Source organism: Candidatus Hydrogenedentota bacterium, from assembly GCA_016791475.1.
Classification (GTDB): Bacteria; Hydrogenedentota; Hydrogenedentia; order Hydrogenedentales; family JAEUWI01; genus JAEUWI01.
Window position 1 is genome coordinate 43,819 of the sequence record JAEUWI010000040.1, and the last position, 24,942, is coordinate 68,760.

21 protein-coding genes are annotated in these 24,942 nt (G+C 60.9%); 6 read left to right on the forward strand and 15 right to left on the reverse strand.

Annotated elements, in window-relative coordinates:
* Positions 1 to 823 precede the first annotated feature (823 nt).
* The 3 genes from JNK74_19460 (at position 824) to JNK74_19470 (ending at position 3,406) form a co-directional block, all read left to right on the forward strand.
* Entirely contained in the window at positions 824 to 1,246 is a 423-nt protein-coding gene (locus tag JNK74_19460) for a sigma-70 family RNA polymerase sigma factor (GenBank protein MBL7648362.1), read from the forward strand.
* Between the two features lie 286 nt (positions 1,247 to 1,532).
* Complete coding sequence (locus tag JNK74_19465; GenBank protein MBL7648363.1) at positions 1,533 to 2,189, forward strand: OmpA family protein; 657 nt, start codon at positions 1,533 to 1,535, stop codon at positions 2,187 to 2,189.
* 326 nt (positions 2,190 to 2,515) lie between these two features.
* Positions 2,516 to 3,406 (forward strand): tyrosine recombinase XerD, encoded by an 891-nt coding sequence (locus JNK74_19470; protein MBL7648364.1) that lies wholly within the window; start codon positions 2,516 to 2,518, stop codon positions 3,404 to 3,406.
* Positions 3,407 to 3,745: 339 nt separating this feature from the next.
* Here the strand turns inward: JNK74_19470 and JNK74_19475 are convergent, their stop codons facing one another.
* From JNK74_19475 to JNK74_19505, 7 genes are all read right to left on the reverse strand, one after another.
* Complete coding sequence (locus tag JNK74_19475; protein MBL7648365.1) at positions 3,746 to 4,816, reverse strand: LacI family DNA-binding transcriptional regulator; 1,071 nt, start codon at positions 4,814 to 4,816, stop codon at positions 3,746 to 3,748.
* Between the two features lie 481 nt (positions 4,817 to 5,297).
* Positions 5,298 to 6,323: a hypothetical protein gene (locus tag JNK74_19480; GenBank protein ID MBL7648366.1), complete on the reverse strand. Its 1,026-nt coding sequence runs from the start codon at positions 6,321 to 6,323 to the stop codon at positions 5,298 to 5,300.
* A 671-nt stretch (positions 6,324 to 6,994) separates the two neighbouring features.
* The gene (gene coaBC, locus JNK74_19485) at positions 6,995 to 8,215 is read right to left on the reverse strand and encodes a bifunctional phosphopantothenoylcysteine decarboxylase/phosphopantothenate--cysteine ligase CoaBC (protein ID MBL7648367.1); all 1,221 of its coding nucleotides are present in this window, start codon (positions 8,213 to 8,215) and stop codon (positions 6,995 to 6,997) included.
* Between the two features lie 3 nt (positions 8,216 to 8,218).
* Positions 8,219 to 8,446 (reverse strand): DNA-directed RNA polymerase subunit omega, encoded by a 228-nt coding sequence (rpoZ, locus tag JNK74_19490; protein ID MBL7648368.1) that lies wholly within the window; start codon positions 8,444 to 8,446, stop codon positions 8,219 to 8,221.
* A 10-nt stretch (positions 8,447 to 8,456) separates the two neighbouring features.
* Positions 8,457 to 9,041 carry a guanylate kinase gene (gmk, locus tag JNK74_19495; GenBank protein ID MBL7648369.1) on the reverse strand — a complete coding sequence of 195 codons (585 nt, stop codon included), beginning with the start codon at positions 9,039 to 9,041 and terminating at the stop codon, positions 8,457 to 8,459.
* 9 nt (positions 9,042 to 9,050) lie between these two features.
* A complete protein-coding gene (locus tag JNK74_19500) occupies positions 9,051 to 9,929 on the reverse strand; it encodes a YicC family protein (GenBank protein ID MBL7648370.1) in 879 nt (292 codons plus the stop codon).
* A 225-nt stretch (positions 9,930 to 10,154) separates the two neighbouring features.
* Complete coding sequence (locus JNK74_19505; GenBank protein MBL7648371.1) at positions 10,155 to 10,985, reverse strand: glutaminyl-peptide cyclotransferase; 831 nt, start codon at positions 10,983 to 10,985, stop codon at positions 10,155 to 10,157.
* 593 nt (positions 10,986 to 11,578) lie between these two features.
* Here JNK74_19505 and JNK74_19510 point away from each other — a divergent pair.
* Entirely contained in the window at positions 11,579 to 12,601 is a 1,023-nt protein-coding gene (locus JNK74_19510; GenBank protein MBL7648372.1) for an NAD-dependent epimerase/dehydratase family protein, read from the forward strand.
* Positions 12,602 to 12,736: 135 nt separating this feature from the next.
* Here JNK74_19510 and JNK74_19515 read toward each other — a convergent pair whose 3' ends face one another.
* The 3 genes from JNK74_19515 to JNK74_19525 all read right to left on the reverse strand — a co-directional run bounded on the left by JNK74_19515 (position 12,737) and on the right by JNK74_19525 (position 14,547).
* Entirely contained in the window at positions 12,737 to 12,982 is a 246-nt protein-coding gene (locus tag JNK74_19515; protein ID MBL7648373.1) for a type II toxin-antitoxin system HicA family toxin, read from the reverse strand.
* A gap of 2 nt (positions 12,983 to 12,984) precedes the next feature.
* Positions 12,985 to 13,218: a hypothetical protein gene (locus tag JNK74_19520; GenBank protein MBL7648374.1), complete on the reverse strand. Its 234-nt coding sequence runs from the start codon at positions 13,216 to 13,218 to the stop codon at positions 12,985 to 12,987.
* 321 nt (positions 13,219 to 13,539) lie between these two features.
* Entirely contained in the window at positions 13,540 to 14,547 is a 1,008-nt protein-coding gene (locus JNK74_19525; GenBank protein MBL7648375.1) for a DUF3500 domain-containing protein, read from the reverse strand.
* 270 nt (positions 14,548 to 14,817) lie between these two features.
* Here JNK74_19525 and infA point away from each other — a divergent pair, with 270 nt between their 5' ends.
* Positions 14,818 to 15,036, forward strand: a complete 219-nt coding sequence (infA, locus tag JNK74_19530; protein ID MBL7648376.1) for a translation initiation factor IF-1 — start codon at positions 14,818 to 14,820, stop codon at positions 15,034 to 15,036.
* 100 nt (positions 15,037 to 15,136) lie between these two features.
* Here infA and JNK74_19535 read toward each other — a convergent pair whose 3' ends face one another.
* From JNK74_19535 to JNK74_19555, 5 genes are all read right to left on the reverse strand, one after another.
* Entirely contained in the window at positions 15,137 to 17,929 is a 2,793-nt protein-coding gene (locus tag JNK74_19535; protein MBL7648377.1) for a CapA family protein, read from the reverse strand.
* Between the two features lie 22 nt (positions 17,930 to 17,951).
* Positions 17,952 to 20,324 (reverse strand): YfhO family protein, encoded by a 2,373-nt coding sequence (locus JNK74_19540; GenBank protein MBL7648378.1) that lies wholly within the window; start codon positions 20,322 to 20,324, stop codon positions 17,952 to 17,954.
* Between the two features lie 263 nt (positions 20,325 to 20,587).
* A complete protein-coding gene (locus JNK74_19545; GenBank protein ID MBL7648379.1) occupies positions 20,588 to 21,256 on the reverse strand; it encodes a hypothetical protein in 669 nt (222 codons plus the stop codon).
* Entirely contained in the window at positions 21,253 to 22,197 is a 945-nt protein-coding gene (locus JNK74_19550; GenBank protein ID MBL7648380.1) for a glycosyltransferase family 2 protein, read from the reverse strand. Before JNK74_19550 ends, JNK74_19545 begins: the two co-directional genes overlap by 4 nt.
* Positions 22,198 to 22,340: 143 nt before the next feature.
* Positions 22,341 to 22,562 (reverse strand): hypothetical protein, encoded by a 222-nt coding sequence (locus tag JNK74_19555; protein ID MBL7648381.1) that lies wholly within the window; start codon positions 22,560 to 22,562, stop codon positions 22,341 to 22,343.
* Positions 22,563 to 22,630: 68 nt separating this feature from the next.
* On the opposite strand from JNK74_19555, the gene JNK74_19560 reads away from it, so the two are divergent.
* The gene (locus tag JNK74_19560) at positions 22,631 to 24,445 is read left to right on the forward strand and encodes a DNA mismatch repair protein MutS (GenBank protein MBL7648382.1); all 1,815 of its coding nucleotides are present in this window, start codon (positions 22,631 to 22,633) and stop codon (positions 24,443 to 24,445) included.
* Positions 24,446 to 24,942: the final 497 nt, after the last annotated feature.

Here is a 24,942-nt window from a genome sequence, read left to right on the forward strand (position 1 = left end):
AACTGCGTCCGTTACAGATTTTCCGCTTCCTCGACCCCCGAAGAAAGCCTCTGGTTCTTTCCGGAGGGAAGAACCTGAATGCTGCACTGTGTAACGCATGGAGCGTGCCAGACTTGGTTTGTCACACTAAGTTTATTGGTATCAGTACCTTACGCCATGGTCGGCGCGGAGATGTGGTGTACGTTTTTGTACAGCGCCCCTGTCGCCCAGAGAATCCGTTCAATTTTGTACGCCACCATTACATGTTTTTCGAGTTTTGCTGGACGCCAGCACGAAAAAAAAGATCGAGCGACACCCGAGAAAGTGCGCATATTCCCGTTAATGGGGGAGAGAACACGGTGGCGAGGGCGAATTCTAGCGCGCGGGAATTTTTTCTTGCGCAGAAATGTCTCTCCTGATAGACTACGCACCATTCACTTCAACCAGGGAATTCCTACCATGTTTACCAACCCGGGCGAAAAAGCCACGAAATGCAACACGATGCGATTCCTCGTATTCGTGTGGCATGCCAATGTAATTGGCGTGGCCGGGCTCCGGGTGAGGCATATGCACTAGCAATTCCGCGAAGACATAGCACAGCTTACCCAGCCACAGGCCCCCAAAAGCCTGTGGTTTTCTTTTAAACCCGGTTGGCCGATGTTCGGCCCGCCACAACCAAACAGACCCAGAAGGAATCTCAACATGAAACACGTCAATGTAGCCGCCCGAGTAAAACGCGCCAACGTATCCCCCACGTGGCGCCGAATTATGTTTACCGAATCCCTGTTCTACGCGGGTCAGGGCGACACACAACAAAAATTCAGAGACGAAAGAGAGCCGAGATATGGCCAGCTATAATCCCGATTTCTGGGAAATCCCCACCGAAATGGCGACCCTTGACCGGGTGCCCGCCACCGAAGCTTTGTATTACGAGTCCGAAGACGACCGCGAACGACGCTACGCCATGCAGTCGTTCTACGAGGACGTGAAGCCGTCCGTCAGCGACTTCATCGAGAAGTGCCTCACCCCCCGTCAGAAGGAAGTGGTGAAGCTTTATTATTACTATGGGAAGACGCAGGAAGATATCGCCGTCATTCTCCAACTGACCCAGTCCACCGTCAGCCGCCACCTTTTCGGAACCGTCCGGAGCGGCAAGAAAGTGGGCGGGGCCATTCCGAAACTGCGCAAATTGATCGACCGGACCGACAACCCGGTGATCGCGGGCGCACTTGAAACCCTTCAGGGCCGACTCAAGGAGGCCGTCTGATGTCGGGTCAAGCCCTTTATTTCCAGTACCCTGGACAACGCCCAAGGGCGCCCGACGGAAGTTGCATGCCCCTTCCCGGCATGATAGAATAGCCCCCAGAGTTTGAATCCTAACGGATTGGACTCAGGCGGTATGGTGTCGGGAAACCGCCGAATCAGGTGGGTATTGCTTGACACGCCCTGAGTATTGTGGTTAAATGGTTGGTACGGAGCTATGTATGCTTTGTATGACCAAAAAAGACGCGGAATGACAATTTAAATTGCAGCGAAGAAGGAGAAAGACCGCCATGAAACGATTAGTTGCATTGGCCCTGATTGCCGCCGTATGTGGTTTTGGTGGCAAGGCAGAAGCCGCAAAACATTGGGACGATATGTCCTGGTGGGGTAACACCGGTGCTACCCCCGCACCGACCGCTGACACCAAGGGCCGTTCCGGTTACTGGTGGTGGCCGATTGAACCCGCCTCCAACGCCGACGACGGCGAGCTGTGGGGCAACCGTGGTATTGTGTACCACACGTACGCTCCTGCCGCTCCGGCGGAACCCGCCAAAGAGGTAGCGCCCGAACCTGAGCAGAAGGCGAACGAAGTTCCCACGCGCACCGCTATCGTGCTGAACAACGTGCTCTTCGACTTCGACAAGTCCACGCTGAAGCCCGAAGGCAAAGCTGAAATCGACAAGCTCGTCGCTGAGATGACCAAGTTCCCCGGTGACACGGTGGTCGTGGTCGGTCACACCGACAGCGTCGGCACCGATGCGTACAACATGGCCCTTGGCCAGCGTCGTGCGGATGCCGTGGTGGCCTACATGAAGGCTGCCGGTATCGACGCCGCCCGCATCGGCTCCAAGAGCATGGGCGAGAGCTCCCCGGCTGTGCCGAACGACTCGGCCGCCAACCGCGCGCTTAACCGCCGTGCCGTGTTCGAAATCACCCTGGGCAACTAAGCTCGGGTAACAAAAGCTGAAGATTCCCCGGCGCCTTTCGAGGCGCCGGGTTTTTTATTTCAGTTGACAATGGACAGTTGACAGTTGACAGCGAAGAATGGGGGATGGGTCTTATGGGTCCTGTGGGTCCTGTGGGTCGGAGTCGGGGTCGTATGGGTCATCGGCAGTTGCTTCAATCCCTTTCATACGACCCATACGACCCATACGACCCATACGACCCATACGACCCATACGACCCATTTCTCTGCTATAGTAAGCCCCACGGCGCAGCGCAAGGCACCCCGCCCCCGCTGTCAACTGTCCACTGTCCACTGTCAACTGAAATAATGCTCCTCGAAACCGCTCTCGATCGTTACCTGGAAATGGCCGTCTTTGAAGCCGGCCTGTCCGAAGCCACGCTTTCGGCCTATGGGACCGATCTGCGTCGCTATATCGGCTTTCTCGGCGACAATGGCGTGACCTCGGCGTCGGAGGTGGTTCGTGAAGATGTGCTGGACCATCTGGGCAGCCTCATTGCGTCCGGGCTTCAGGCGCGCTCGCTGGCGCGGCACCTGAGCGCCATACGCCGCTTCCATGTGTTCCTGCGCGATGAGCATCTGGCGCCCCTCGATCCCTCCGAAGGCATCGAGACGCCCCAGCTCGCGCGCCTGCTGCCCCACAGCCTGAGTAATGATGAAGTGGAGCGGCTGCTCGCGGCGCCGGGCCTCGATCCCGAGGCGGTCCACGGCATACGAGACGCGGCGATCCTCGAACTGTTCTATTCTTGTGGGTTGCGCATTTCGGAGCTCGCCAATCTGCCCGTGAATCACGCGGACCTCGCGGAGAGCATCGTGCGAGTCCGGGGCAAGGGCAGCAAGGTGCGTATCGTGCCCCTGGGCGCGCGCGCGCGCGAAGCGATCCGTGCCTGGCATGGGGTGCGCGAGAACCAGCCCCGCCTGGATGACACGCTCTTTCTAACGGGCAAAGGCAAGCGCATGAGCCGGGGCATGGTGTGGAAAGTGGTGAAGCACTGGGTTCGCGCGGCGGGCATCTCCCGCAACGTGACGCCCCACATGCTCCGCCACAGTTTCGCCACGCACCTCCTTGATCACGGTGCCGACCTCCGCGCCGTCCAGGAACTCCTGGGCCATGCGGATATCAGTACAACCCAGATCTACACCCACGTGAGTATCGCGCGGCAACAGGAGGCCCACCGGAAGTTTCATCCACGCGCGTAGGGACTGACGCACCCACTGTGACTCGCCCGGATCGTCTTGCACTGCGACCAAAGATCCGCTCTGACAAGGCGTCGATTTTCCTGATGGGTGTGGCTGTCCCGTCGTGCGGGAAGTGGACTCGTCGCCACCATAGACATCTCAACAGGCAACGTGTCGTCTGGTTGATGTGGCACCGTAAACTGGGTTTACCTCCGCGAGCGACGGGACAGCCACACCCCGCGACATCATGGACTCGCAGCCGGGACAATCGATACGTTGTGGATCACGAAGATCTCCACCGAAAACGCGGGTGCGTCAGTCCCTACGGTCGCGAGCCATTCGGCAACTGTCCCCGTGTTGTCAACTATGCACGCTGAACACGGGCCGTGGCGGTGCCGTATCGCCGTCTTTGGGGGTCTCGTAGAGGATGGGGCGGTAGAGCACCTGAAACGGCTCGGCGCGGCGCTCATAGAACCAGTCGGCGAGCAGCTCCAGGCCCTCGGAGCCCGCCTCGCGCACGGGGAGCCAGACGTGGGCGACGGCCTCGGAGACAACCGACGCTTTGTAGGTGTAGGTCCATTCCACGATGTCGAGGTTTTCGCCGGGCATTCGACCCGCGCGACGCGCGCCCTCCCGAAGTCCGGAGGCGTCCTCGGTGCCGCTGCTCTCCACCAGCGCGGTGATATCGCGATCGAGCAGGAGGCGATGGGTAAGTCGAATGTTCTGATCGGAATCGAAGGTGGCCGGGCGTAACAGGGACTCGTCATAGGGGACACCCGCTTCATCGAGGGCGCGGCGATAGCCTCTGCGACGCTCGACACCGGGCTGGAAACCATCGAGCCCCAGGAGCATGCCCACCCGGGTGTGGCCGCGCTCAAGAAGAAAGCGGGTGCTGAGGTAGGCAGCCTCCTCATAGTCCACCGTGGCGGAGCTGATCTCGGGCATCGCGTCGAGCCGACCAAGTACCATATAGGGGCACCCTGCGGTGTGTACGCGGCGTATGACCGAGTCGTCGGAGCGGAGAGGGCCGGCCACTACGCAGGCGCCGAATCGCTGCTCGCTCACGCCCCGGGCGTAGTCGTACTGGCCGTCGCGTGGCGGTGGATTCATGTCGAAGCCGATGAACTCGCCGTCGTTGAAAATCCGGTTCAATTCGAAGAAGAGCCAGGTGAGGATGTCATTGCTGATGGGCAATACGTCCAGCGGCGAGGTGACGGCAACACCGATGCAGTCCAGCCGCTGGCGTCGGAGGCTGCGCGCGCCGGAGTGGGGGTGGAAGTTGACTTCCTGGATGAAGTCCTCGATTCGCTTCCGGGTGCCCTTGCCCACGCCCGCCTGTTTGTTCAGCACGCGACTTACGGTGCGAGCCGACACCCCCAACTCATGGGCAATGTCGTGGATGGTGTATCGGCCTGTGGTTTTCTGTGCCATCGTGATCGATTCGTTCCGCTGCTTTTCCCAACGCGTCACGGTATCATATTGATCGGACGCAATGAAACGAATTATGGTTTTGCGCCCCGAAGGGGCATCACAGCTTAGCCCAGGGCAACGCCCTGGGTAAGTTGAATTAGTTAATATTCAGCCCTGAAAGGGCGACACAGTTTGCCAACTGTGGCCGTGCTCTGCCGCCCTTTCAGGGCTTGAACCAGGTTACATCGTTTTCCCTGGGCGTTGCCCAGGGCTACTATGTCAGTGGCCCTTCGGGCCGGAAGACCTCTTTCTCATCGAACGCGAATGTGAACGTTCTTATTCGTGAAAATTCGTGTTCATTCGTGGTTCAAAATTTTGGTTGCGGTCAACGGCTGTTCTATGTGGTTTCGCGTTCATTCGTGGTTGGATTCCCTTGAGCCTCAGACCACAACCGAGGTAAATAGACTAATCACGAAAGCCCTGTCCGACCCCTTCGTCGGGTTCAGCGCGCGAGTTTCAGCTCGCCGAACTGCTCGAAGTAGTACACAAACTTGAAGGCATCCTGGTCGAGCGGCACGCCGAAGAGCATCTTGAGGCGCATGGGACCATGATACTTCATGCCGTCGTCCTCCGTTTCCTGACCGTCCACGAGGACTTTGATATTGTGGACACTGAAACACTTTTCCATGTCGTCCAGTCCCGTGTACTTCAGTCCGAGGGGCGCCAGGGCCAGCTCGCCCGGCTCCCAGTGGGTGAAGCCCTGGGTTCGCTCCTGGGGCGTGATAGTGACATCGAGCCAGACATAGCGCAGGGGTACGAAGGGTTTGACGTCGTCTTCGTCGCCGTCCTGCTCCTCCTCGGCGATTGAAGCGGGCTTCTCCGTCCAGGCATGGCCGTGCAACTGACAGGTGGCCCCCTCCAGCGCCTTGCCCTTCATCTTAAAGGGTGCGGTGAATATCTTGTACATGAGCCATTTGCCGATGAGTCCGATCAACACATACTTAATGACGAAGTAGGCCCCGATGAGCCCGCCGCCGAGCCAGTAGGGGACATAAGCGAAGTACATGCTCGCAATCAGGCCCAGCAGGATCAGGAGTCGCACCGGCTTGAGTTTGAAGCGCTTCTTTGCCGGCGTATCGGGCGTGCTTTCGTCGCCTGCGGTCACCGCCGGAACTGGCGACGGGGCAGGGGGCGCTGTGGCGGACCCTGAGGGCGCGGGACCGGGTTCGTTGGACCAGAAGGCGGCTTGCGGCGCACTACCCGCGCGGGCCACCTCTTCGGCCAGCCGATCCCGCATGGTCTGGGCTTTTTCATAGCCCAGTTCGTTGACCAGCCGATCACACAGGGCGAGGGCCTCGTCGTAGCGCTGCAACTGCTCCAGCGTGCGCACGCGAGCGTTCAATACCCGGTGGTTATTCGGGAAGGCCCCATCCAGGGCATCCAGATCGGCCAGCGCATCTTCAAAGCGGCCATAAGTAAACAGCTTGTCAGCTTTCTGAAAGCGTCGTTCCGCTTCGGACTTGTCCATCAATCGCCTCTCCATTCAGCAAGTCAGGGGTGTAGGGGGCGACGCGGACCGGTTTTCCCATGGGACCGGCCCGGAACACGTTGCAGCATCAAGTGTCCGCCCTTGGGGAAATATAGTGTGGGGTGCGTGCGGAAAATGTCAAGCGCACGACGGCGCAAAAAGGGGCAGCGCCGGGAGGGGCGCGCCCGGCGCTGCATGGGGATTCGGCGCGGTTTGGGGGCGCACCGTGGAAAGGGTATGAGAAACATGGCCTCGCGTTGTTAGCGGCGCGGCCGGATCAAGGAGTGAGAAAGGGGATGGCGCCATCCATGCTTCGCGTCCCCGGGCCTGGAGTGCCCGCGGATTCCCTGGTATCGGAACGAACACCCACACTGTGGCGAGGTGGGGCGATGTTGTTACAGGGGGGATCAGCCGTTGGCCGCAACCCAATGTTTCACCACGAAGGCCACGAAGGGGGCACGAAGAAGAAAAAGGGAAGAGGAAAGAGGGTCATTGCGCGCCTGTGAATCCCCCGGCAATCGGGTAAGATCGCATCCCAATTGTCTTTGCGCCTTCGCGCCTTTGCGTGCAATAAACCAAGAAGAATGCCACGGATGGCGGAGCGATCTCCCGACGGTCCATAGTACCGCAACGTTGTACTTCGTGTAGTGAAACCGGCCAGACGTGCCGCTCTAGTGGGCGGGAGCGGCGGGGATGCGTGTCGCGATGCGGTCGAAGAGGCGTCGGGCAAGCTCAGCCTTCGTCACCAGCGGGAGTGTCTCGTGTTCCCCGTCGGGCGACAGAATCCAGGCGCGCGTGGTATTCGTTCCAAAGCCGGAATCGTGGCTTTTCACGTCGTTGGCGACGATCAGGTCGAGGTGTTTCTTTTCCAGCTTGGCCGCGGCGTTTATGAGGATGTCGTTCGTCTCCGCGGCGAATCCCACCGCGATCTGATCCGGACGGCGCGTCAGGCCCGCGTGGGCCGCGATATCGGGATTGGGCACCAGATTGATGGTGAGACCGCTTTCGTCCCGTTTCTGTTTCTCCTGGGCCGGATGATCCACGCGGTAATCCGCCACGGCGGCGGCGGCGATGAAGATATCGGCCTGTGGCAGGCACGCGTTTACGGCATCCAGCATCGCCTGCGCGGTGGGGGCGTTTACGACGTGGGCGAGATCGGGCGGGGGAACCTCGCAGGGGCCGGAAACCACGGTAACCTCGGCACCGCGCATGAGGGCTTCCAGCGCGATGGCGTAGCCCATCTTGCCGCTGCTGCGGTTGCCGATGTAGCGCACGGGATCGATGGGTTCGTGGTTCCCGCCGCTGGTGATGAGCACGCGCTTACCCGCGAGGCTGCGATCATTGCGCAGGGCGATGCGGGCGGACTCGAGGATGGCGGCGGTTTCGATGAGGCGTCCGGGGCCAAACTCGCCACAGGCGAGGGCGCCGGTGCCGGGCCCGACAAAATGGCAGCCCCGCGATTTCAGCAAGGCGATGTTGTCCTGCGTGGCGGGGTGCTGGTACATCATGGTGTTCATGGCCGGCGCGAAGAGGATGGGTGCGCGGGTTGCCAGAAGTGTGGTGGTGAGCCAGTCGTCCGCCAAGCCGTGGGCCGCTTTGGCGATGATGTTGGCTGTGGCGGGCGCGATGAGGAAAAGGTCCGCGCGGCGGGCCACGGCGATGTGCTCGATTTCCGGGTTCTGAGCCGGCTCGAACATATCCGTGATGGCGCGCTGGCCGGTGATGCCTTCGAGGCTGGCCGCGCCCAAAAATTCGCGCCCCCCGGCGGAGAGGACCGGCAGAACGGTTGCGCCGGCCTCCACGAGCCGGGAGGCGATATCACACGCTTTATAGGCAGCGATGGAGCCGGTAACGCCGAGGACGATTACCTTGCCATCAAAGTCGCCGGCCATGGGTTACTCCAGGTAGTTCTCTTCTTCCTGGGTGGCCGTGATGTAGCCAAGCTTGTCGTCCAGCACTTCCTCCAGGGCCGTGATGGTCGATTTCTTGGCGTTGGTCACCGTGCCGAAGCCGTGGGACTCGTTCTTGTTGATCTGGTTGGCGCGACGGGCGGCCACGATCACAAGGCGGTACAGGCTGTCGATTTTGCCTTGGAATTCATCTACCGAGAACGGGGTGGGCATTTGCAGTCTCCTAAGGTTGCCGAAAGGCGCGGCAGCGTTCGGCGCGAATAATCGCTTCCAGATCACTGGCCGCCTGTTCAATTTTATCATTCACCACAATATAGTCAAAGCCATGGCGCTGGGCCAATTCGTCGCTGGCGTTTTTCAGCCGCAGGGCTATAACATCGTCTTCATCCGTGCCCCGGTTGCGCAGCCGGTTCTCCAGCACCTCCAGCGAGGGGGGCATGAGGAACACCGTCACCACGTCGTGGCGGATTTCCTTGAGGCTTTCCATGCCCTGAACGTCCAGCTCGAGGATCACGTCCTTGCCTGTGGCGAGGCAGCGGTCCAACTCGCTGAAGAGGGTGCCGTAGAGATTGCCGTGGACCTCGGCCCACTCCACAAACTCCTCAGCTTCTCGCTTTAACTCAAATTCTTCGCGCGACAGAAAATAGTAGTCCCGCCCGTGCTCTTCTCCCGTTCGGGGTGAGCGTGTCGTGGCTGAAACGGTCGTTACAAAAGAACCGGCCTGGCTCTCGCGCACCTTGTTGAGCAGCGTGAGCTTGCCGGCGCCGGAGGGCGCGGAAATTACCAGAAGTACACCTTGCTTCGCCACGCGGGTCCTCTACTCGATGTTCTGCGCCTGTTCGCGCAGCTTTTCCAGTTCCGCTTTGAGGCGGAGGACTTCACGGGTGACATCCAGATCGCGCATTTTCGAGCCGAGCGTATTGATCTCGCGCTGCAACTCCTGAGACAGGAAATTGAGGTCGCGGCCGATGGGCTCTTTCTGGCGCAGGAGGCTCAAGACTTTCTCAAAATGGCTCTTGAGTCGAACGACTTCCTCGTTAACATCCATCTTGTCGGCCATAAGGGCGATTTCGATGGCGAGGCGCTCCTGGGTAAGTCCCACGTCCACGTTCAGTTCGTTGACCCGGGCGCGGAGGCGCTCTTCGTAGGCCTGGGCCAGATCGGGGAGCATGCCCTCGATGATCGAGAGCGCGTCCTGCATCTCGGTGATGCGCGCGGCCACATCGCGGGCGAGGGATTCACCCTCTTCCGCGCGGGACTGATTCAACTGGTTCAGCGCTTCCACAAAGGCCGCGCAAAGGGGATCTTTCACCGCGTCCAGATCCTGCTCCTGCTCTTCCTGATAGAAGACGCCTTCCATCTGGGCGAGCACGTCGAGGGACATGGCGCCGGTGCTGTTCATCAAGCGGGCCAGCTCTTTGCTTGCGTCGATATACTGTTTGGCGTTTTCCGCATCGAAATGGATCGCGGGGCGGCCCATGGGGCCCCGACTGCGGCGGATGGAGACGTTGAGTTTGCCGCGCGACAGGGCATCCTTGACCAGATTGCGCAGAGGCGTTTCCAGAGCGGCCCAGACGCTGGGCATGCGAAAGGTGCATTCGAGGAAGCGGTGGTTCACCGTGCTCACTTCGATGGTGACGCTTTCGTTGTCGATATCGGCGCTTACGCGGCCAAAACCGGTCATGCTGCGGGTCATAGGGGGCTCCTGAGTCTCTTGCGGAAACTCCGAAGTATACCGGAGTGGGGGAGTTTTTCGCAAACTTTTGCGGGGGAAGGAGTTAGCAGTTGACAGTTGACAGTTGACGGTTGACAACGATAGGACGGATAAGACCGATACGACCGTTATTACAAAATCAGTCCTATCGGTCCAATTCGTCGTACTAAGGCTCCCTCCTCGTTGTCAATTGTCAATTGTCAATTGTCAATTGGCCGGCACCACGCTTACCTCAAACATGAGGGGCCAGAGCTTGCCGGTCACAAAGAGCCGACTGCCGTTCTTGTCCCAGGCGATGCCGTTGAGCACGTCGGCGCGGGCGTCCTGGGCCTCGGTGAGGAGGCCGCTGAAGTCTATCCAGCCACTCACGACACCTGTGGTGGGGTTGATGCGGGCGACCAGGTCGGTCTGCCAGACGTTGGCCCAGATCTCGCCGTTGATGTATTCGAGCTCATTGAGCTGGGTCACGGGCGCGCCCCGATCATAGACGTGGAGCTGGCGCACCTCCTGAAAGGTCTCGGGATTGAGAATTCGGAGGATGTTCGTACCGTCGCTCATGATGAGTTCGTCGTCGTCTTTCGTGAGGCCCCAGCCCTCGGTGTTGTACGAGAAATCACCGGACTGTTCGAACGTGTTGCGGTTGTAGACGAAGCCCTTCTTGTTGCGCCACGTTAGTTGCACGATGCTATCCCCCCATACGGTGATGCCCTCGCCAAAATAGGTGGCGTCGAGGTTCACCTGCTGTTCGACGGAGCCGGTGGCCAGATCCACACGCCTGAGGGAGGAACGGCCATTCAGACCGGTACCTTCATAGAGGATGCCATCTTCGATTTCGAGGCCCTGGGTAAAGGCGGCGGTGTCGTGGGGGTAGGTGTTCAGGACGGTGTAGGTATAGAAGATCGGTAGCTCGCCCTCGCCTTCCCCCTCACCTTCGCCTTCGCCCTCACCCTCTCCTTCACCCCCGGACACCCCCAGTTCCGAGGCGCTGAGTTCGCCATTGCTGTCGGTGTCCAGTTGGGCGAACTGATCGTCCGTCATTGCTTCGACTTGCGCCTGTGCTTCGGCCAGACTCAAGGCGCCGCTGTGATCCGCGTCTGCGGAGGAAAAATGGTCCCGAAGGAGGATGGTGACTTCCGCAAGCGTTGGACCCGGATCAACCGGGCCGGGACAACCCGAAAGGGGGCCGACGGCGACGAAAAGGCAGCAGATTAGCAAGCGCATGAAGACGTTCCTGGTGAGGTGCCGCTGTAGAAGCCCCCCCCTGCCCCCCCGCAAGCGGGGGGGACCAAGAGGTTCACTTTGACAAGTAAGGTTCCCCCCGCTTGCAGGGGGGCAGGGGCAAGTAAGGTTCCCCTCGCCTGCGGGTGGGCTGGGACAAGAAAGGTTCCCCCCGCTTGCGGGGGGGCAGGGGCAAGTAAGGTTCCCCTCGCCCGCGGGTGGGCTGGGACAAAAAAGGTTCCCCCCGCTTGCGGGGGGGTAGGGGGAGTATAAACTGAACACGATCTTCATCCTCCATGGGTGAGGCGAAGCCTCGTGAATGGCTGTACTGGGTGCGGCGCATGGGGGTATTATACCGCACGTCATGGCGGTCGCCACTACCTGCGCCGCCCCCAACCCTTCAGGAGCAGATCATGCGTGTTTTGGTTATCGGCGGCACCGGCCTCATCAGCACCGCCATCGTCCAACGGCTGTTGGCGTCCGGCCATGAGCCCATCCTGTTCAATCGGGGGACGACGACCTCACGGCTCCAGGGCGATGTGGAAATGCTCCACGGGGACCGGCAGGACTTCGAGGGCTTCGCCGCCGCCGTCGCTCCACTGCGGATCGATGCCGTGGTCGATATGTTGACCTATGACCGACCCACGGCCCAGCACGCGGTTTCGCTATTCCGCGGACGGGTGAGCCAGTACCTGTTCTGCAGCACGGTGTGTGTCTATGGTGGGCCGCTTTCGAAGATTCCCGCGCTGGAAAACGAGCCGCGTACTCCGGTGAGCGCTTACGGGCAAAAGAAGCTGGAAGCGGAAGATGTTTTCTTTGAAGCGTTCTCCCGCGACCGTTTTCCCGTGACCCTGTTCCGTCCGTCCCACTGCTACGGGCCCGGTCAGCCGCTCCTCGACATCTGGGGCTATGACGCGAGCCTGGTCACGCGCCTGCGGGAGGGCCGACCGATCCTCGTGGCGGGGGATGGCCATGGCTTGTGGCAGCCGGGGCACGTGGACGATATGGCCAAGGGATTCGTGGGCGCCCTCGGCCGCACGACGGTGCTTGGTCAGGCCTACAATATCGTGGGCGACGAGATCATGACCTGGCGGCGCTTCCATGAGCGCATGGCGGAGGCCATCGGCGTCACGGCGAACATTGTGACCATGACAACCGAGCAGATCGCCGCGGGTACGCCGCAGGGCAAAGCGGAGTGGCTGAAAGAGAATTTTCAATACCACGCGGCCTACAGCAGCCAGGCGCTCCAGCGCGACGTGCCGGAATTTCGGAACTTAATGAAGTGGGAAGACGGTGTCCGAGACGTCGTGCGCTGGATGGACGAAAACAACCTGCACGAACCGGCGAACGCCAAGCCGTGGGTGGATGCATTGGCGGCGAAGGCGCGGGGGTTTGTCGAGTCGCTGGGGACGGACACGCGCCCGTCACTGGAATGAGGTCAAGCCGCACCGCGACACTCCGGCCGCATCGAGTCGAGAAGGCAGCCCGATCACGCGTGCCTGTCCCAGGGGATGAGTGAGATGACCAGGTGCTGCATCGAGTCGCGATTCCTGCGTCCAATGTGCCCTGCGTTACCTGATCAGTCTCAGGCGGCGCAAATCGTCCTCTGTCCATTTGATCTGATGTTTGAGCATGACGGAGAGGGTGCCCAGCGGGAAAGTATCGGAGGCACGGTGTACCGTGACCGTTACGGCCCGCCCGTCTTCGTGTATGTAACGGTGGTGCGAGCCGACGGTGCGTGAGCAGAGGAAACCATCTTTTTCCAGTGCGGAAATCAATTCCCGAACGGTAAGCGACTTAAGCTGAGAAAAGTCCACGACTAGTGCCCCACGGCCTCCTTAACCTCTGCCGCACGTTGAAGGCAATCGTAGAGATCCTTGCCTTCTTTCGGGAGCTCCTCAATCGTCATCTTAAGGACTTCCACCAGATTACGCCCGGCTTCTTCCTTGGTGTGGCCCCAAGTGGACACGCCCTGCTCCAACAGTTCCGGCACGCAGGCGAACCAATGATCGCCATCGGGCTCGACCACAAAAGTCAATGAAAAGCTTTCCATGCCTGAGATGTCCTCCGATACGGTTGGTAACATTATGATAGCACAAGCAGGTGTGGGAGGCGGGGAAATCGTATCGTTATTTCAGTGATTGCGGCGGGCCATGGAGCGGGGGCTTTCCAGCCCCCGACCCGTGCAACGCAGTTGCAACGGGAAAGCGATGATATAAAGAAGGGGGCAAGGGGCCTTGTGACTGCCGCGCGTCACGATTTCAACATCCGCCCGTGACTACGTAGGCGGGACGTTATGGGTCTTATGAAAAAAGGGCCTCATGAATCATACGACCCATAAGACCCATTGAACCCATAAGACCCATTCTTGTCCTCAGTGTTTGTGGTCGGCGGCGTAGTGCTCTTTGAGCAGGTCGCGGCCGAAGTCGCCGTGGAAATCGCGCCAGGCGGCGTGGACGTGGTTGGCGTTATTCTGGGTGTTGTCATATTCCACGATGAAGGTCTTGCCCTGCAGGCGGTAGTAGTGGCCCTGGCCCTTTTCGAGACTGCCCATCCAGGCAAATTTAACATCGTCAATGCCGGCTTTCTGGATGCGGGCCAGGCGCTGGGCGGAAACTTCGGGAAGCTGAATCCGGGCGTGGGCCTCGATCAGCGCGATGAAGTCCTGCTTCTGCTTTTCGGTGAGGGCGGAATAGGCGATGCCCTTGTCCTCCTGCATCGGGGCTTCAACCTTGTCGCCGGTGAAGACGTCGTTCGGGGCCGTGGCGTCTATGATGGCCACGGCCTTCTGCTCGTCGCTCATCCCCGAAATGAAAGCACGGCCCAGATCTTCCAGATCGCCGAGGGCCCGGGTGCCCGCCAGCGGACCCGATTTCACGTCGCCGGGGTTGGTGCCCATAAACTGGGGAGAGTCGGAGATGGCCTTGCCCTTGACGATGGTCCAGTTCAGGGAGAGATGGTGGCCCTCGTAGCGGAAGCCCCAGGTGCCATCTTTCGTCGGCGTGCCAAAAACGGTGAAATGGTAGTCCAGCGGGTTGCGGTGGGTGGCCTGGGGACCCTCCAGTTCGCGCAAGACGCCTTCCAGCGAGCGAATCGTCTCGACCGTCTTATACCCGTGATCGCTCAGGGCGGCCTTGAGTACCGCGTGGGCCAGGGGAAGCTGGGCTTCGCTCAATTGCTCCAGAGAAATGCCATTGCGCTTGGTCGGCACAAAGTGCCAGTTCCAGCGCTCCTCGGCGTCGAAGGGGTAAACCGCGATGGCGCGCTGCTCTTCCGTGAGGCTGGCGGTGAAGGTGTTCACGGCGTCCGCCAGACCGTCGGCGGGGTTCAGGGCGGAGGCCGCGGCACTCAGCAGCAACAGGAAAGAAGTCGTACTCAGCATGAATCGTGCTCCGTGACCCGGGAAAGGGCCCAATTTTGCGGGGATGCCCGCCAAGGGTAGGGCAGGGAGACTCGCAACGGGCCTCCAGACCGGGCGCGAGCATAATGAATGGGACGGGAAAATAGCAAGGGAAATTTGTACAGGCTCCGCGCTCCTGTGGTACAATCCCGCAGGAGTGCGTTCGGGGCCCGTACGCTTGACCGGACGTTGTACTCCTCCGTCTTTTCCCCTCAGATGCTCCACAGTAGCAAAAGGTTTGAAGCGCAACATATGCAGAAAGAAGAATCCATACAAGTCGAAGGCACGGTGGTTGAACCTTTGCCGAACGCCATGTTCCGCGTAAAGCTTCAGAATGACCACATGGTGCTGGCGCACATTTCCGGCAAGATGCGGAAGTTCTATATCCGCATTCTCCCCGGTGACCGCGTCACCCTGGAAATGTCCCCCTACGACCTGAGCAAAGGTCGTATCACCTACCGGTACAAATAAGCCTTCCGTACCGCTCTCCGGGTTCGCCCGTCTCCTCCATTCGAAGTCATGCTCTGGTGGAGTGTTGTGCCGTATCCACGCCAGGTCTTTTTCGCCCCGCTCAGGGTGCGGCTTTTGGCACCGGCACGTTCTGTGGGCCCGTCGCCCGGGGCTGCCAGTCTTTGGGAACCAATTCCATCGGTCGATAACTCGCATCGACCGCGCCGTCCTTATTTACGTTCACGGTATACAGCCGGCTCTGCAGGGTTGCCGGGCGCGACCACTGGTCGAACACGAAGTTACCCATGCTGTAGATAATCAGGCCGTCCTTGTACCAGGCGGCATCCTGCTGCACGTGGGGGTGGTGCCCCGCCACGACATCCGCCCCCTGATCAATCGTGTATTGCCCCAACTCCACCTGTTGCGGGCTGGGCGCGTTTTGATATTCCGTTCCCCAGTGGTACGACACGATGATCACGTCCGCATTCGGCTTCAAGGCCGCAATATCCCGTGCGACGGCCTCTTTCTCCGCCCGGGCGGGTCTCTTCTCGAATTTCATGAATTCGGGCGGATAGGCATAGGGCGATTCAGGGTCGGCGTAGCCCAGAAATCCGATGCGCAACCCCTTGCGCTCGATCACTACCGGCTGCTGGGGCGTGTTCCCGGTGACAATGCCCAGCGGGGGAATTGCGCTATTACCGAGGATTAGAAGCGTGTCGTCAAGGGCGATGGCGCCATAGTCCAGCGTATGGTTGTTCGCGAGCGAAAGCAAATCAAAACCCGCGAACTGGAGCCCCTCGACGGCCTCCGGCGGGGCGTTAAAAACATACTTCTTCTGGAGCGCCTCACCCTTGCCGGAGATGGGGCACTCCAGATTGCCGAAAGCGATATCCGCCGCCTGTAGCAGCGGGGCCGCCTCCTTGAAGGGATAGGTGAAATCCAGATTGCGCGTGGCCAGATCCTTTGCCACGTTGCGCGAAAGCATGATATCGCCCACCAGCGCGATGCTGACCGTGTCGGGCGCGTGCGCGGCGGGCGCGGCGGAGGCAACGGGCGCGGGTGAAACCGCAGCAGCCGGACCGGAAGGCTCGGGGACTGCCGCTTCCACGGAATCCGACTCCTCCGCAGGCTCCTTCTCCATGGATTCCGAGCGGGTGGGCTTCGCCTCCGGAGCTGGTACGCGCGTAGCGTCGTCGGCGCGATAAAAAAGAAGCAATCCCAGCAAGAAGCAAACATAGGCGACGCCCAGTATGTGACGCATTTCGATACGGGATTTTGGTGGTGTCGGCATGGCGGTAGGCACGGGCGCTTTGGAAACCTCCGGAGTCGCTTCTGAAGTTGGGCTGGGTTCCGCGGTGGCCAGTGCGGGAGCCGGCACAACTTGCGAAAGGGCGGGTGCCACAAGCGCGTGTTGCCCTTCCGCAGCGGCAACAGACTCGCGCCGGGGAAGGAGATGGACGCCCACGATATACAGCCCCAGCACGAGGTAGAGGCAGGAAAGAATGAAGCACAAGTCGAAGTTCAGTTCCATGCCGCCACGGCGGAGGGCGTAGGAAATGATGGTGACCGCGAAGAAGAGGCCCGAGCCAATGGCGTTGCGGGTGAGTTCGAGCCGGGGCAGGAAAATGAGGAGCGGGACAATCAGCATGACATAGTAATAAAACGTCGGGGCGGTCAGAAAGAAGGCGGGCACGAAGCCGAGGCCGATGGCCTGCCAGGGTTTCATGCGGCGCGCCGCGGCGAAGCTGAGTCCCAGGGCGACCGCCATGATGGCGCGCCAGAGCCCCTGGTGTTCAGTAAAGGCATTGGATTTGCCCGCAACGCCCTCGTAGGGCCAGAGAAAGATATACTTGAAGCCCACGCGCGTGGTCGAAATGTCGTCGTTGTGGACACCAATTTTGGCGAAGAATTCCTTCCACAGGGGAAGTCCGTAGTAGACGTATGCCGCGAGGGTCAGCAGGACTCCCGTTACCGCGAAAGCGGCAAAGAAGCGAACGTAATCCCGGTTGAGCTTGCGCGTGGCGAGGAACTCCCAGCAGAGCAGGGCGCCCAGACCGAAAGCAAAGATTCCGGGGAAGATGCGCGCGGCGGCGGCGTAGGCCAGCACCACGCCCGCGCTCCGGTAGTGCTTCAAGTGGAGCAGGCACATGCTCGCCACGAGGCAGGCGACCCAGTCCATGCGCATCAATGCGCCCTTGATATGCACGAAAGCCAGGGCGAAATTGGTGCCGAAGAAGGCCAGGGCGAAGAGGGCGCACCACGGACCAAAAGCGCGCCAGATGAGGAGAAACATGCCGAGCAGTATGAGCGGATCGAGGGCCACGAGGAACTGCATGCCCGCTTCGCTGCTGGTGGGGACGAGATTCGTCAGCATACCCGCGAAGAGCGACCAGACCGGGGTTCCATTGTACCCTTTGTCCCGGAGCATGTCCTGCCACTTCGCCTTGGGTACCAGTCCCTGAAAATAGGCGATATCCTTCTTGAACTCTTCCCAGCGTTCCGGGGTGAAGCGGCCCTTGATGGCGTCCTTGTTCGCGAGAACGTCTTTCACCGGCGTGTAGCCGTGCGTCGCGAGATTCCGGATGGGCTGCTTGGTGTTGTAGATCTTTTTGCCCTCCAGATCGGCGAGGAGGGATGCCGCGTACTGGTTGTGATACCCCAGCTCCGGTGCGTATTTGGTGCCCGTGTAGTAATGGTAGAAATCGTGGGGGTTCATGAAACGGCCGTAACGCACCCAGCCGAACTCATAGTACGACGCGACGGCGCCCGCGCCGATGAGGACGAGAGCGATGAATAGGGGCCACATCCGGGCCTGCAGGCGCTGGCGCACGCAGATGGCGTAGATGACAAGTGCGGCCAGTGCGCCCTCCGCGAGAAGCGCTTTCAAGAATTCACGAAATGCTGGTGTGTCCATGGGGCCTGCAGGGGGTTAAAACTCAGGGGATATTGGTCTCGGGTACGACGGTGGCAACACGGTCTGCCCGTGCGCGCCAGACGCCATAGCCCAGAGCGCCTGCAATTATAATCAAAGTGGCCCCTGCAATCCGAAACCCGAGGAAAAGGCGCGCGGGATTGTAACTGAACACGACTTCGTGGGTGCCCGCGGGCACCGCGATGGCCTTGAAGGCTTCGTTGGCCAGAAAGATCGGGGTTTCCTTGCCGTCTACGGTGGCTTTCCAGCCGGGGTACATGGCGTCCATGAAGGTGAGGAGGCGCGGCCCCGGCAGATCGGTCAGGGTGACGGCAACGGAGTTGGCCAGGCGCTTCTTGATTGTGATCAGCGGGTTCTCGTCGCGCTTGTCGGCCAGGATGTCGAATTGATTGAAGCGAATCGCGCTGGCCGCGGCCGTGGCTTCCAGCGTGAGCGAGGTCTCGGTGATGGGAAAGTCCGGCAGGGCCATTTCCACCGTGGCCCCTTCCTTTGCGGTCTTGCGCAGGCGCTGGGTCATGCCGTGGACCCAATTGCCGGACGCGGGGTCGGTAAAGCGAACCCGCAGCGTGGCATTGCCGGGGGCCACGTATTGAACCGCCAAGGTGTTGTGTCGGCCGGAGAACTCGATGGGGGGCAGGTCGAAAGACTGCTTCTTCGCACCGCCTTTGGCGTTGAAGTGGAAGGGGCTGCCGTCTTTGTGGGTTAGCGTGCGCCGCTCCACGTCTTCGGAGTGCATCTTGTTCTGAACTTCGGCAACTTCGACTCGGGGAATCGGGATTTCCTGCGCGGCGTCCAGGAAGGTGGTCGTCGTGCTCATGAAGGGCACGCTTCGCTTCGGCAGGGGACCAACAACGTACTGGCTGGACAGCCAGAAGGCGCGTTTCAACAGGAGATTTCCGCGCACATTGGCCTCGGTGGGCTCGTCGGGATTGATGAGGCGCCGATAGCCTTTCAGGCGCGCATCGCTCCCGGCCACATCGCGCACGCGGCCGATGTGGGCGGGCTCGTAGCCGTTCATGACGCCGCGCAGGGCATAGAGGTGGCGGTTCGCCAGAGGGTCCGTGCCGCGCACGTTGTCGGCCCAGAGGGTCTCGCTGCCGTCGAAGACGCCGGCCCACTTGGGGAAGTTTTCCCGGTAGATCAGCCAGTGCACATAGGGCCGCGACCACACGAGGGTCTCCGCAAAGATCAGCGCCACAATGACCACGCGCCACAGGGGCTTTCCGGGTAGCCACGCCACCAGCGCCACGGCGGCCAGGGTCAGCGCGGGGATGCCGACGCCCTTCAGCGGCGAAACCTCCAGGAAGCCTTTCGGCTCCAGCAGAGGCCACAGCGAATACAGACAGAACCCGCCGACGGCCAGCGCGAGGAGCCAGGAGAGGGCGCTGCGTCGGTTAAGGGCGCGGGTCACGGTGTCAAAGCCCATGGCGGCCACTAGGCCGAAGAGGATGAGCCCGAAGTCCAGCGCGCGGTTGGAGCTGACCATTTCCATGGGCGTGATTTTGTATACCAACGTGGCCATGGGGAAGGGCACGCCCATGGCGCAATCGAAGAGCACCACGAGGACGCCCAGCGCGGGCAGGAGCTCTTTCCAGCGGGGGAAGCCGAGTCCGGCGAAGGCCAGAATGATGGCGCCGACGCCCGCGCCGCGAATGGCCTCGGACTCGTACTTCAAGCCCGGATAGCGGATGAAATTCTGAAAGAGCTCGTAAAACGTGCCCTTGTAGACGGGCGGCAGAAAGGTGTACTCCCCGTTTCCGCCCCGGCTGCCAAAACTGGAAAGTTCCGACCCCGCCAGCAGCAGGGGAGAGGCCAACATACCCCCCAGGCCAAACATAAGGCCGATGAAGAGGGCGTCGCCCGACAGAACCCGAACAATGCCGCGCGCGCTGAACTTGATGGGGCCTTCGATGAGGGTGATGCGGTAGAGCAGGGCATACATGCCCACACTGAGCCCGAAATAGGGTGCGATGTTGATGGCGCCGGAGAGGAGGGCATTCCCCACGATGAGGCTGCATGCCGTGCCGGATAACGCTTTCGTCAACACGGAGGGGCTGCGCAGGGTGTGGCGCGCGATGAGGAAGAGCCAGGGCACCCACGCGACCATGGTGATGAAATGGTATTCACACACGCGTCGCACCCAGATGGCGCTGAACATGAAGATGATAGCGGCGAGGAGGCTCGCGAGCAGCGAAAGTTTGTGATCCTTCGCGAGGTAGGTGATGCCCACGCCCGCCAGCAGGATGTGGAAACCCATGAGGGCCGCCCAGCCGATCTGGGTGTTCACGGGCGTTGGGTTCGTCGTCAGCAGGCTGCGCACGAGGTTCGGTGGGTAGAGTCCCACGCTGACGGGGTTGGCGGCGTAGGGCATGCCCATGAAGGTCAGGGGATTCCAGTAGGGATACTCGCCCTCGCGCTGGATCATGTAATCCATGAAATAGGAGAGGGGACCCTGTGCGCGGTAGATATCGTAGCGTCCCGCACGATTGGGGTCGCCACTGAAAACCACATACGAGTAGGTGGTCAGAAGCGCCAGGGTCAACACCGTGACGATCAGCACGAACTCCCGCAGTCCATGGGGGATCCTGTTCATAACCGGCGCGATCATGGCGCGGACCTTTGCAGCGAAGGAAGCCGACATCAGCCGCCCAGGGGTTTCGCGGGCACGCCGGCCACAACGATATTTTCGGTTTCGATGGGCTTGGCCACGCAGGACTGGGCCCCGGTGACAACGCCCGCCGCGATGGCCGTCTTTTCGCGGACGGCCGTGCCGGTGCCCAGGGAAACGCCCTCGCCCAGGGTGACGTTGCCGGAGACGTGGCAGCCTGGATTACACGTGACAAAATTATTCAGGACCGCGTCGTGGCCCACGGTGCAGTTGAGGTTGATGAGGACGTAGTCGCCGATACGGACGTTGGTGGTGACGACGCAGCCGGGCGTGATGACGCCACCGCGACCGATGACGCAGTCGCTGCCTTGGACGAGCGCCCTGGGATGGACCACTGTGGGCGCGGGCTCGAGTCCCGCGTCGATCGCCTTGGCCGCCATGATCCGCTTGGCCTTCGGTTCGCCGATGGCAATGGAAAAATGCCGGATACTTACCGGACCGGCCGCACCGGGAATGCCCGCAATGTGGTTGAAGTTCCAGTCTTTAATCACGGGAAAGTCGCGTCCGCCCACGGTGACGACCTGCGTATCGGTGACGTCATCCACAAAAACGATCGGTGTCCCCGGCCAGGTTTCCTGAACGTGCCAGTACATTTCCCGGGCGAAGCCACCCGCGCCGAGGAGGGCGAGTCCCTCGATCATAGCGATTCCTTTCGCAGGCAGGTGCGGACGATATAGGCCGGTCTGCGCTGGAGCATGTTGTGGTTGCGCACGATGAACTCTCCCACCAGGCAGAGCACCGCCAGGGTGAGGAGCAGTCCGAAGATAACCGCATTCAGGATCAGGCCATTCGTGGTTTCGGCCAGCACGGAAAAGGGGAGAAACCAGCCGAGCAGAATCCGCACGACAAAGAGGGCCGCCAGCACGAAGCAGGCCGTGCCCAGGTATTGAAAGGGCCGGGTGGTGATGCCCACGAGGTTTTCCATGTTGTAGTCGAAGAGCTTGCGGAAGGTCCACCCCGACTTGCCGTATTTGCGCGGGAAGTGGGTGATGGGCACCTCGGCGCAACGCTGACATTGGGCGATGACGTAAGCCGGTTGCCAGGGCTTGAAGGGACCATACTCGAAGGCCAGAATGAGGCGCGCGTCGAAAATCTTGAAAGTGCACCCGAAATCGGTGAACTCACTTCGCGAAACCCGCCGCATGATCATGTTGGCAATTTTCGAGGGCAGCACCCGGCCGAGGGAATCGCGCCGGTCCGTGCGGCAGCCGCTTACGATGTCGAAACCGGCATCGTACTTCGCCACAAGCAGCGGCAATTCGCCCGGATCGAGCTGAAGGTCGCTGTCGATGAAGACAAACTTGTCGCCCCGGGCCTGGAGGAAGCCCGCCGTCATGGCCGCGGCCTGTCCCGAATTCTTGAAAAGGTCCAGAATCGCCGCAACCTTCGGGTCGCGGTCGAAAATGGCCTGGAGACGCGAGAACGTGCCGTCGGTGCTGCCGTCGTTTACGAAAATGATCTCGTAGCTCCGATTCAGCCCCTCCAGCGCCGCCGAGAGCTTGCCGTAAAACTCATCAATGCTCTTCTCTTCGAAGTAGCACGTGATGATGACACTGAACTCGGGTGTGGAAGTCGTGGACATGCGTCTCTCGCCTGGGTTGAGCGCGGCTACCGCCGCCGCGAAGACCAATTATGCCGAAGGGGGAAATTGAATTACGAATTATGAATTGAGAATTATGAAATGAGAATTATGAATTGCAAGAGGGATGGGGATGGGGATGAGACTTATGGGTCATATGGCTTGCACATTTCATTCCGACCCATACGACCCATACGACCCATACGACCCATACGACCCATAAGCCCCATAAGCCCCATAAGCCCCATAAGCCCCATAAGCCCCATAAGCCCCATAAGCCCCATAAGCCCCATAAGCCCCATAAGCCCCATACGACCCATACGACCCATAAGACCCATTCTTCCCGACCGGGAGCGCTTGCGTTTCATCGGGGCCATGATCCACCATGAGCTCCGGGGCCAGTGCCCCGAAACCTGAGCCGCCCACGGAAGTACCCATGTCCTCACCCGCCCACGACCCAGCCGCCGAATATTCCCAAAGCCTTGCCGATCGCGAGGCGGCCCGTCGCGCCTACGACCTTCGCTTCGATCGCATCGCCAATGGCCGGCTGGCCGTATTTGTCCTGGCCGTTGCACTCGCGGCGGGTGCCTGGCGGGGTGGTATCTCCTTTGGCTGGCTGGCCGTGCCGGGCGCGACCTTTGCAGGCCTCATGGTGTGGCACGAAGCCACCTCTCGGGCGGCGGCGCGGGCCGAGGCGGCTGCCGACTATTACCGCAAGGGCCTCAAACGCATCGATGGTACATGGCCAGTCGCCGGTCAGGGCGAGGCGCGGTGGCAGGTGGAGGATCACCCCTACGCGCCCGATCTGGACCTCTTTGGCGAAGCTTCGTTGTTCCAGTTGCTCTGCCAGGCCCAGACCCGCGCGGGAGAGCAGAAATTGGCCAACTGGATGCAGGCGCCCCAGGCCGCCGGCGACATCCGCGCGCGACAGGAGGCCGTCCGCGAACTGGTGGAGCGTCTGGATCTCCGGGAGGATCTCGGGCGGCTCGGCGCCGAAGTGCGGCGTTCCATTCACGGCGACAGCCTGGCGCGCTGGGCCGAACGCGAGGCCCAACTCCCGCAGGGCTGGCAGCGCATGAGCGCCCTCGCCCTCTCCGCCGCCGTGGTCGCATCGCTGGCGCTCATGGTGGAGACCAGCATTGTTGCGCCCTTCTTTCTGCTGGCCGCGGTGCAACTGGTGGTCTTCAAGTTTGTCGTGAAGCCCATGCTGAATGTCGTGCGCGTGGCCGAAGAACCCGCACGGGAACTGAACGTACTCGCGGCGCTGCTCCTCCGCATCGAGCGGGAGTCTTTCACCAGCGCCCCATTGAAGGCGATTCAGGAGCGCCTCCGCGAAGGCGGCCAGCCCGTCTCCGCGCGCATTGCCCAGTTGGAGCGGCTGGTCTATCTCTATGATTTGCAGGGCAACCAGCTCTTCGCGCCCGTAGCGTTGATTCTCATGTGGGGTGTGCATGTGGCCTTCGCCATGGAAAACTGGCGAGCGCGCTGGGGGCGACACCTGCCGGATTGGCTGGAGGCCGTGGGCGAATTCGAGGCGCTCCTGTCCCTCGCGGGCTTTGCCTATGAACACCCGAACTACCCCTTCCCCGAGGTGCTGGAAGGTCCGCCATCGCTGGCGGGCGAGGCCCTGGTTCATCCCCTGCTGAAGCCGGGCGCCTGCGTCGCCAACGACGTCCACCTCGGCGGCAAACTGCGCGTCACGATCGTGAGCGGATCCAACATGTCCGGCAAGAGCACCTATCTGCGCGTCGTGGGGATCAACGTGGTCCTCGCCCAGCTTGGCGCGCCCGTCGCTGCGAAGTCGCTCCGGCTGACGCCCTTTCAGATCGGGGCCACCTTGCGCGTTCAGGATTCCATTCAGGGGGGCGTATCGCGCTTCTATGCGGAATTGCGCCGCCTCAAAGCCGTGGCGGATTTGATCGACGGCGACACGCCCGTGTTGTTTCTTCTGGACGAAATCCTCCACGGCACCAATTCCCACGATCGCCAGATCGGCGCGGAGGCCCTGGTGAAGTCCTTCGTCGAGCGCGGGGCCGTTGGCTTCGTCACGACCCACGACCTGGCCTTGACCAAAGCCGCAGACGCCATGGGATCTGCGGCGAGAAATGTACACTTCTCCGATCACCTCGACGGCGGCGAACTGCGCTTCGACTACACCATGCACCCCGGCGTGGTGACCCACAGCAACGCGTTGCAGTTGATGGCAAACTTGGGATTATTGCAGCAAGGGGACGGACCCGCGCCAAGTTAATCCGATAGACGGACGCAACACCGGGCTCACAACTGAATCCCGGTACGCCGCAAGCGACTTAAGCGCGTGGGCCTGTCCCGGCGGAGCAAGGGAAGAGCATTGGAACCACAAAGAACGCAAAGGGAACGGCTATAGGTCGATCTCGTGCAGCCGGAGTCATTTGAAGACTCGACTCCCATCTTCTTATCTGTGAAGATCGGTGAAGATCTGTGGGAGAAGAAAATGTAGCTTCCCACAGATCTTCACAGATTTGCACAGATCGGGAGGAGGGGAATCTCTGGACGGCTGCGGCACGACCGAATGTCTATCGTCGATTTACTTCTATAGGCAATCGGGCCATAACGGCTGGCCCTTCCGTTTTTGGCTTAATTCTTCGGCAAGAGCGCACACACTACGCGGTCGACGGCACTCCCCAGACTCCCCCCTTGACAAATGTCATCGCTTCTGGCATTCTATGAATAGAGTTGCTATGCATAAGGCTTATCCAATCGAGCGAG

Coding starts and splice junctions, on each gene's coding strand:
- JNK74_19460 (MBL7648362.1), top strand. CDS start 824: ATGGCCAGCTATAATCCCGATTTCTGGGAAATCCCCACCGAAATGGCG.
- JNK74_19465 (MBL7648363.1), top strand. CDS start 1,533: ATGAAACGATTAGTTGCATTGGCCCTGATTGCCGCCGTATGTGGTTTT.
- JNK74_19470 (MBL7648364.1), top strand. CDS start 2,516: ATGCTCCTCGAAACCGCTCTCGATCGTTACCTGGAAATGGCCGTCTTT.
- JNK74_19475 (MBL7648365.1), bottom strand. CDS start 4,816: ATGGCACAGAAAACCACAGGCCGATACACCATCCACGACATTGCCCAT.
- JNK74_19480 (MBL7648366.1), bottom strand. CDS start 6,323: ATGGACAAGTCCGAAGCGGAACGACGCTTTCAGAAAGCTGACAAGCTG.
- coaBC (MBL7648367.1), bottom strand. CDS start 8,215: ATGGCCGGCGACTTTGATGGCAAGGTAATCGTCCTCGGCGTTACCGGC.
- rpoZ (MBL7648368.1), bottom strand. CDS start 8,446: ATGCCCACCCCGTTCTCGGTAGATGAATTCCAAGGCAAAATCGACAGC.
- JNK74_19500 (MBL7648370.1), bottom strand. CDS start 9,929: ATGACCCGCAGCATGACCGGTTTTGGCCGCGTAAGCGCCGATATCGAC.
- JNK74_19505 (MBL7648371.1), bottom strand. CDS start 10,985: ATGACGGACGATCAGTTCGCCCAACTGGACACCGACAGCAATGGCGAA.
- JNK74_19510 (MBL7648372.1), top strand. CDS start 11,579: ATGCGTGTTTTGGTTATCGGCGGCACCGGCCTCATCAGCACCGCCATC.
- JNK74_19520 (MBL7648374.1), bottom strand. CDS start 13,218: ATGGAAAGCTTTTCATTGACTTTTGTGGTCGAGCCCGATGGCGATCAT.
- JNK74_19525 (MBL7648375.1), bottom strand. CDS start 14,547: ATGCTGAGTACGACTTCTTTCCTGTTGCTGCTGAGTGCCGCGGCCTCC.
- infA (MBL7648376.1), top strand. CDS start 14,818: ATGCAGAAAGAAGAATCCATACAAGTCGAAGGCACGGTGGTTGAACCT.
- JNK74_19535 (MBL7648377.1), bottom strand. CDS start 17,929: ATGGACACACCAGCATTTCGTGAATTCTTGAAAGCGCTTCTCGCGGAG.
- JNK74_19540 (MBL7648378.1), bottom strand. CDS start 20,324: ATGGGCATGCCCTACGCCGCCAACCCCGTCAGCGTGGGACTCTACCCA.
- JNK74_19545 (MBL7648379.1), bottom strand. CDS start 21,256: ATGATCGAGGGACTCGCCCTCCTCGGCGCGGGTGGCTTCGCCCGGGAA.
- JNK74_19550 (MBL7648380.1), bottom strand. CDS start 22,197: ATGTCCACGACTTCCACACCCGAGTTCAGTGTCATCATCACGTGCTAC.
- JNK74_19555 (MBL7648381.1), bottom strand. CDS start 22,562: ATGAAACGCAAGCGCTCCCGGTCGGGAAGAATGGGTCTTATGGGTCGT.
- JNK74_19560 (MBL7648382.1), top strand. CDS start 22,631: ATGTCCTCACCCGCCCACGACCCAGCCGCCGAATATTCCCAAAGCCTT.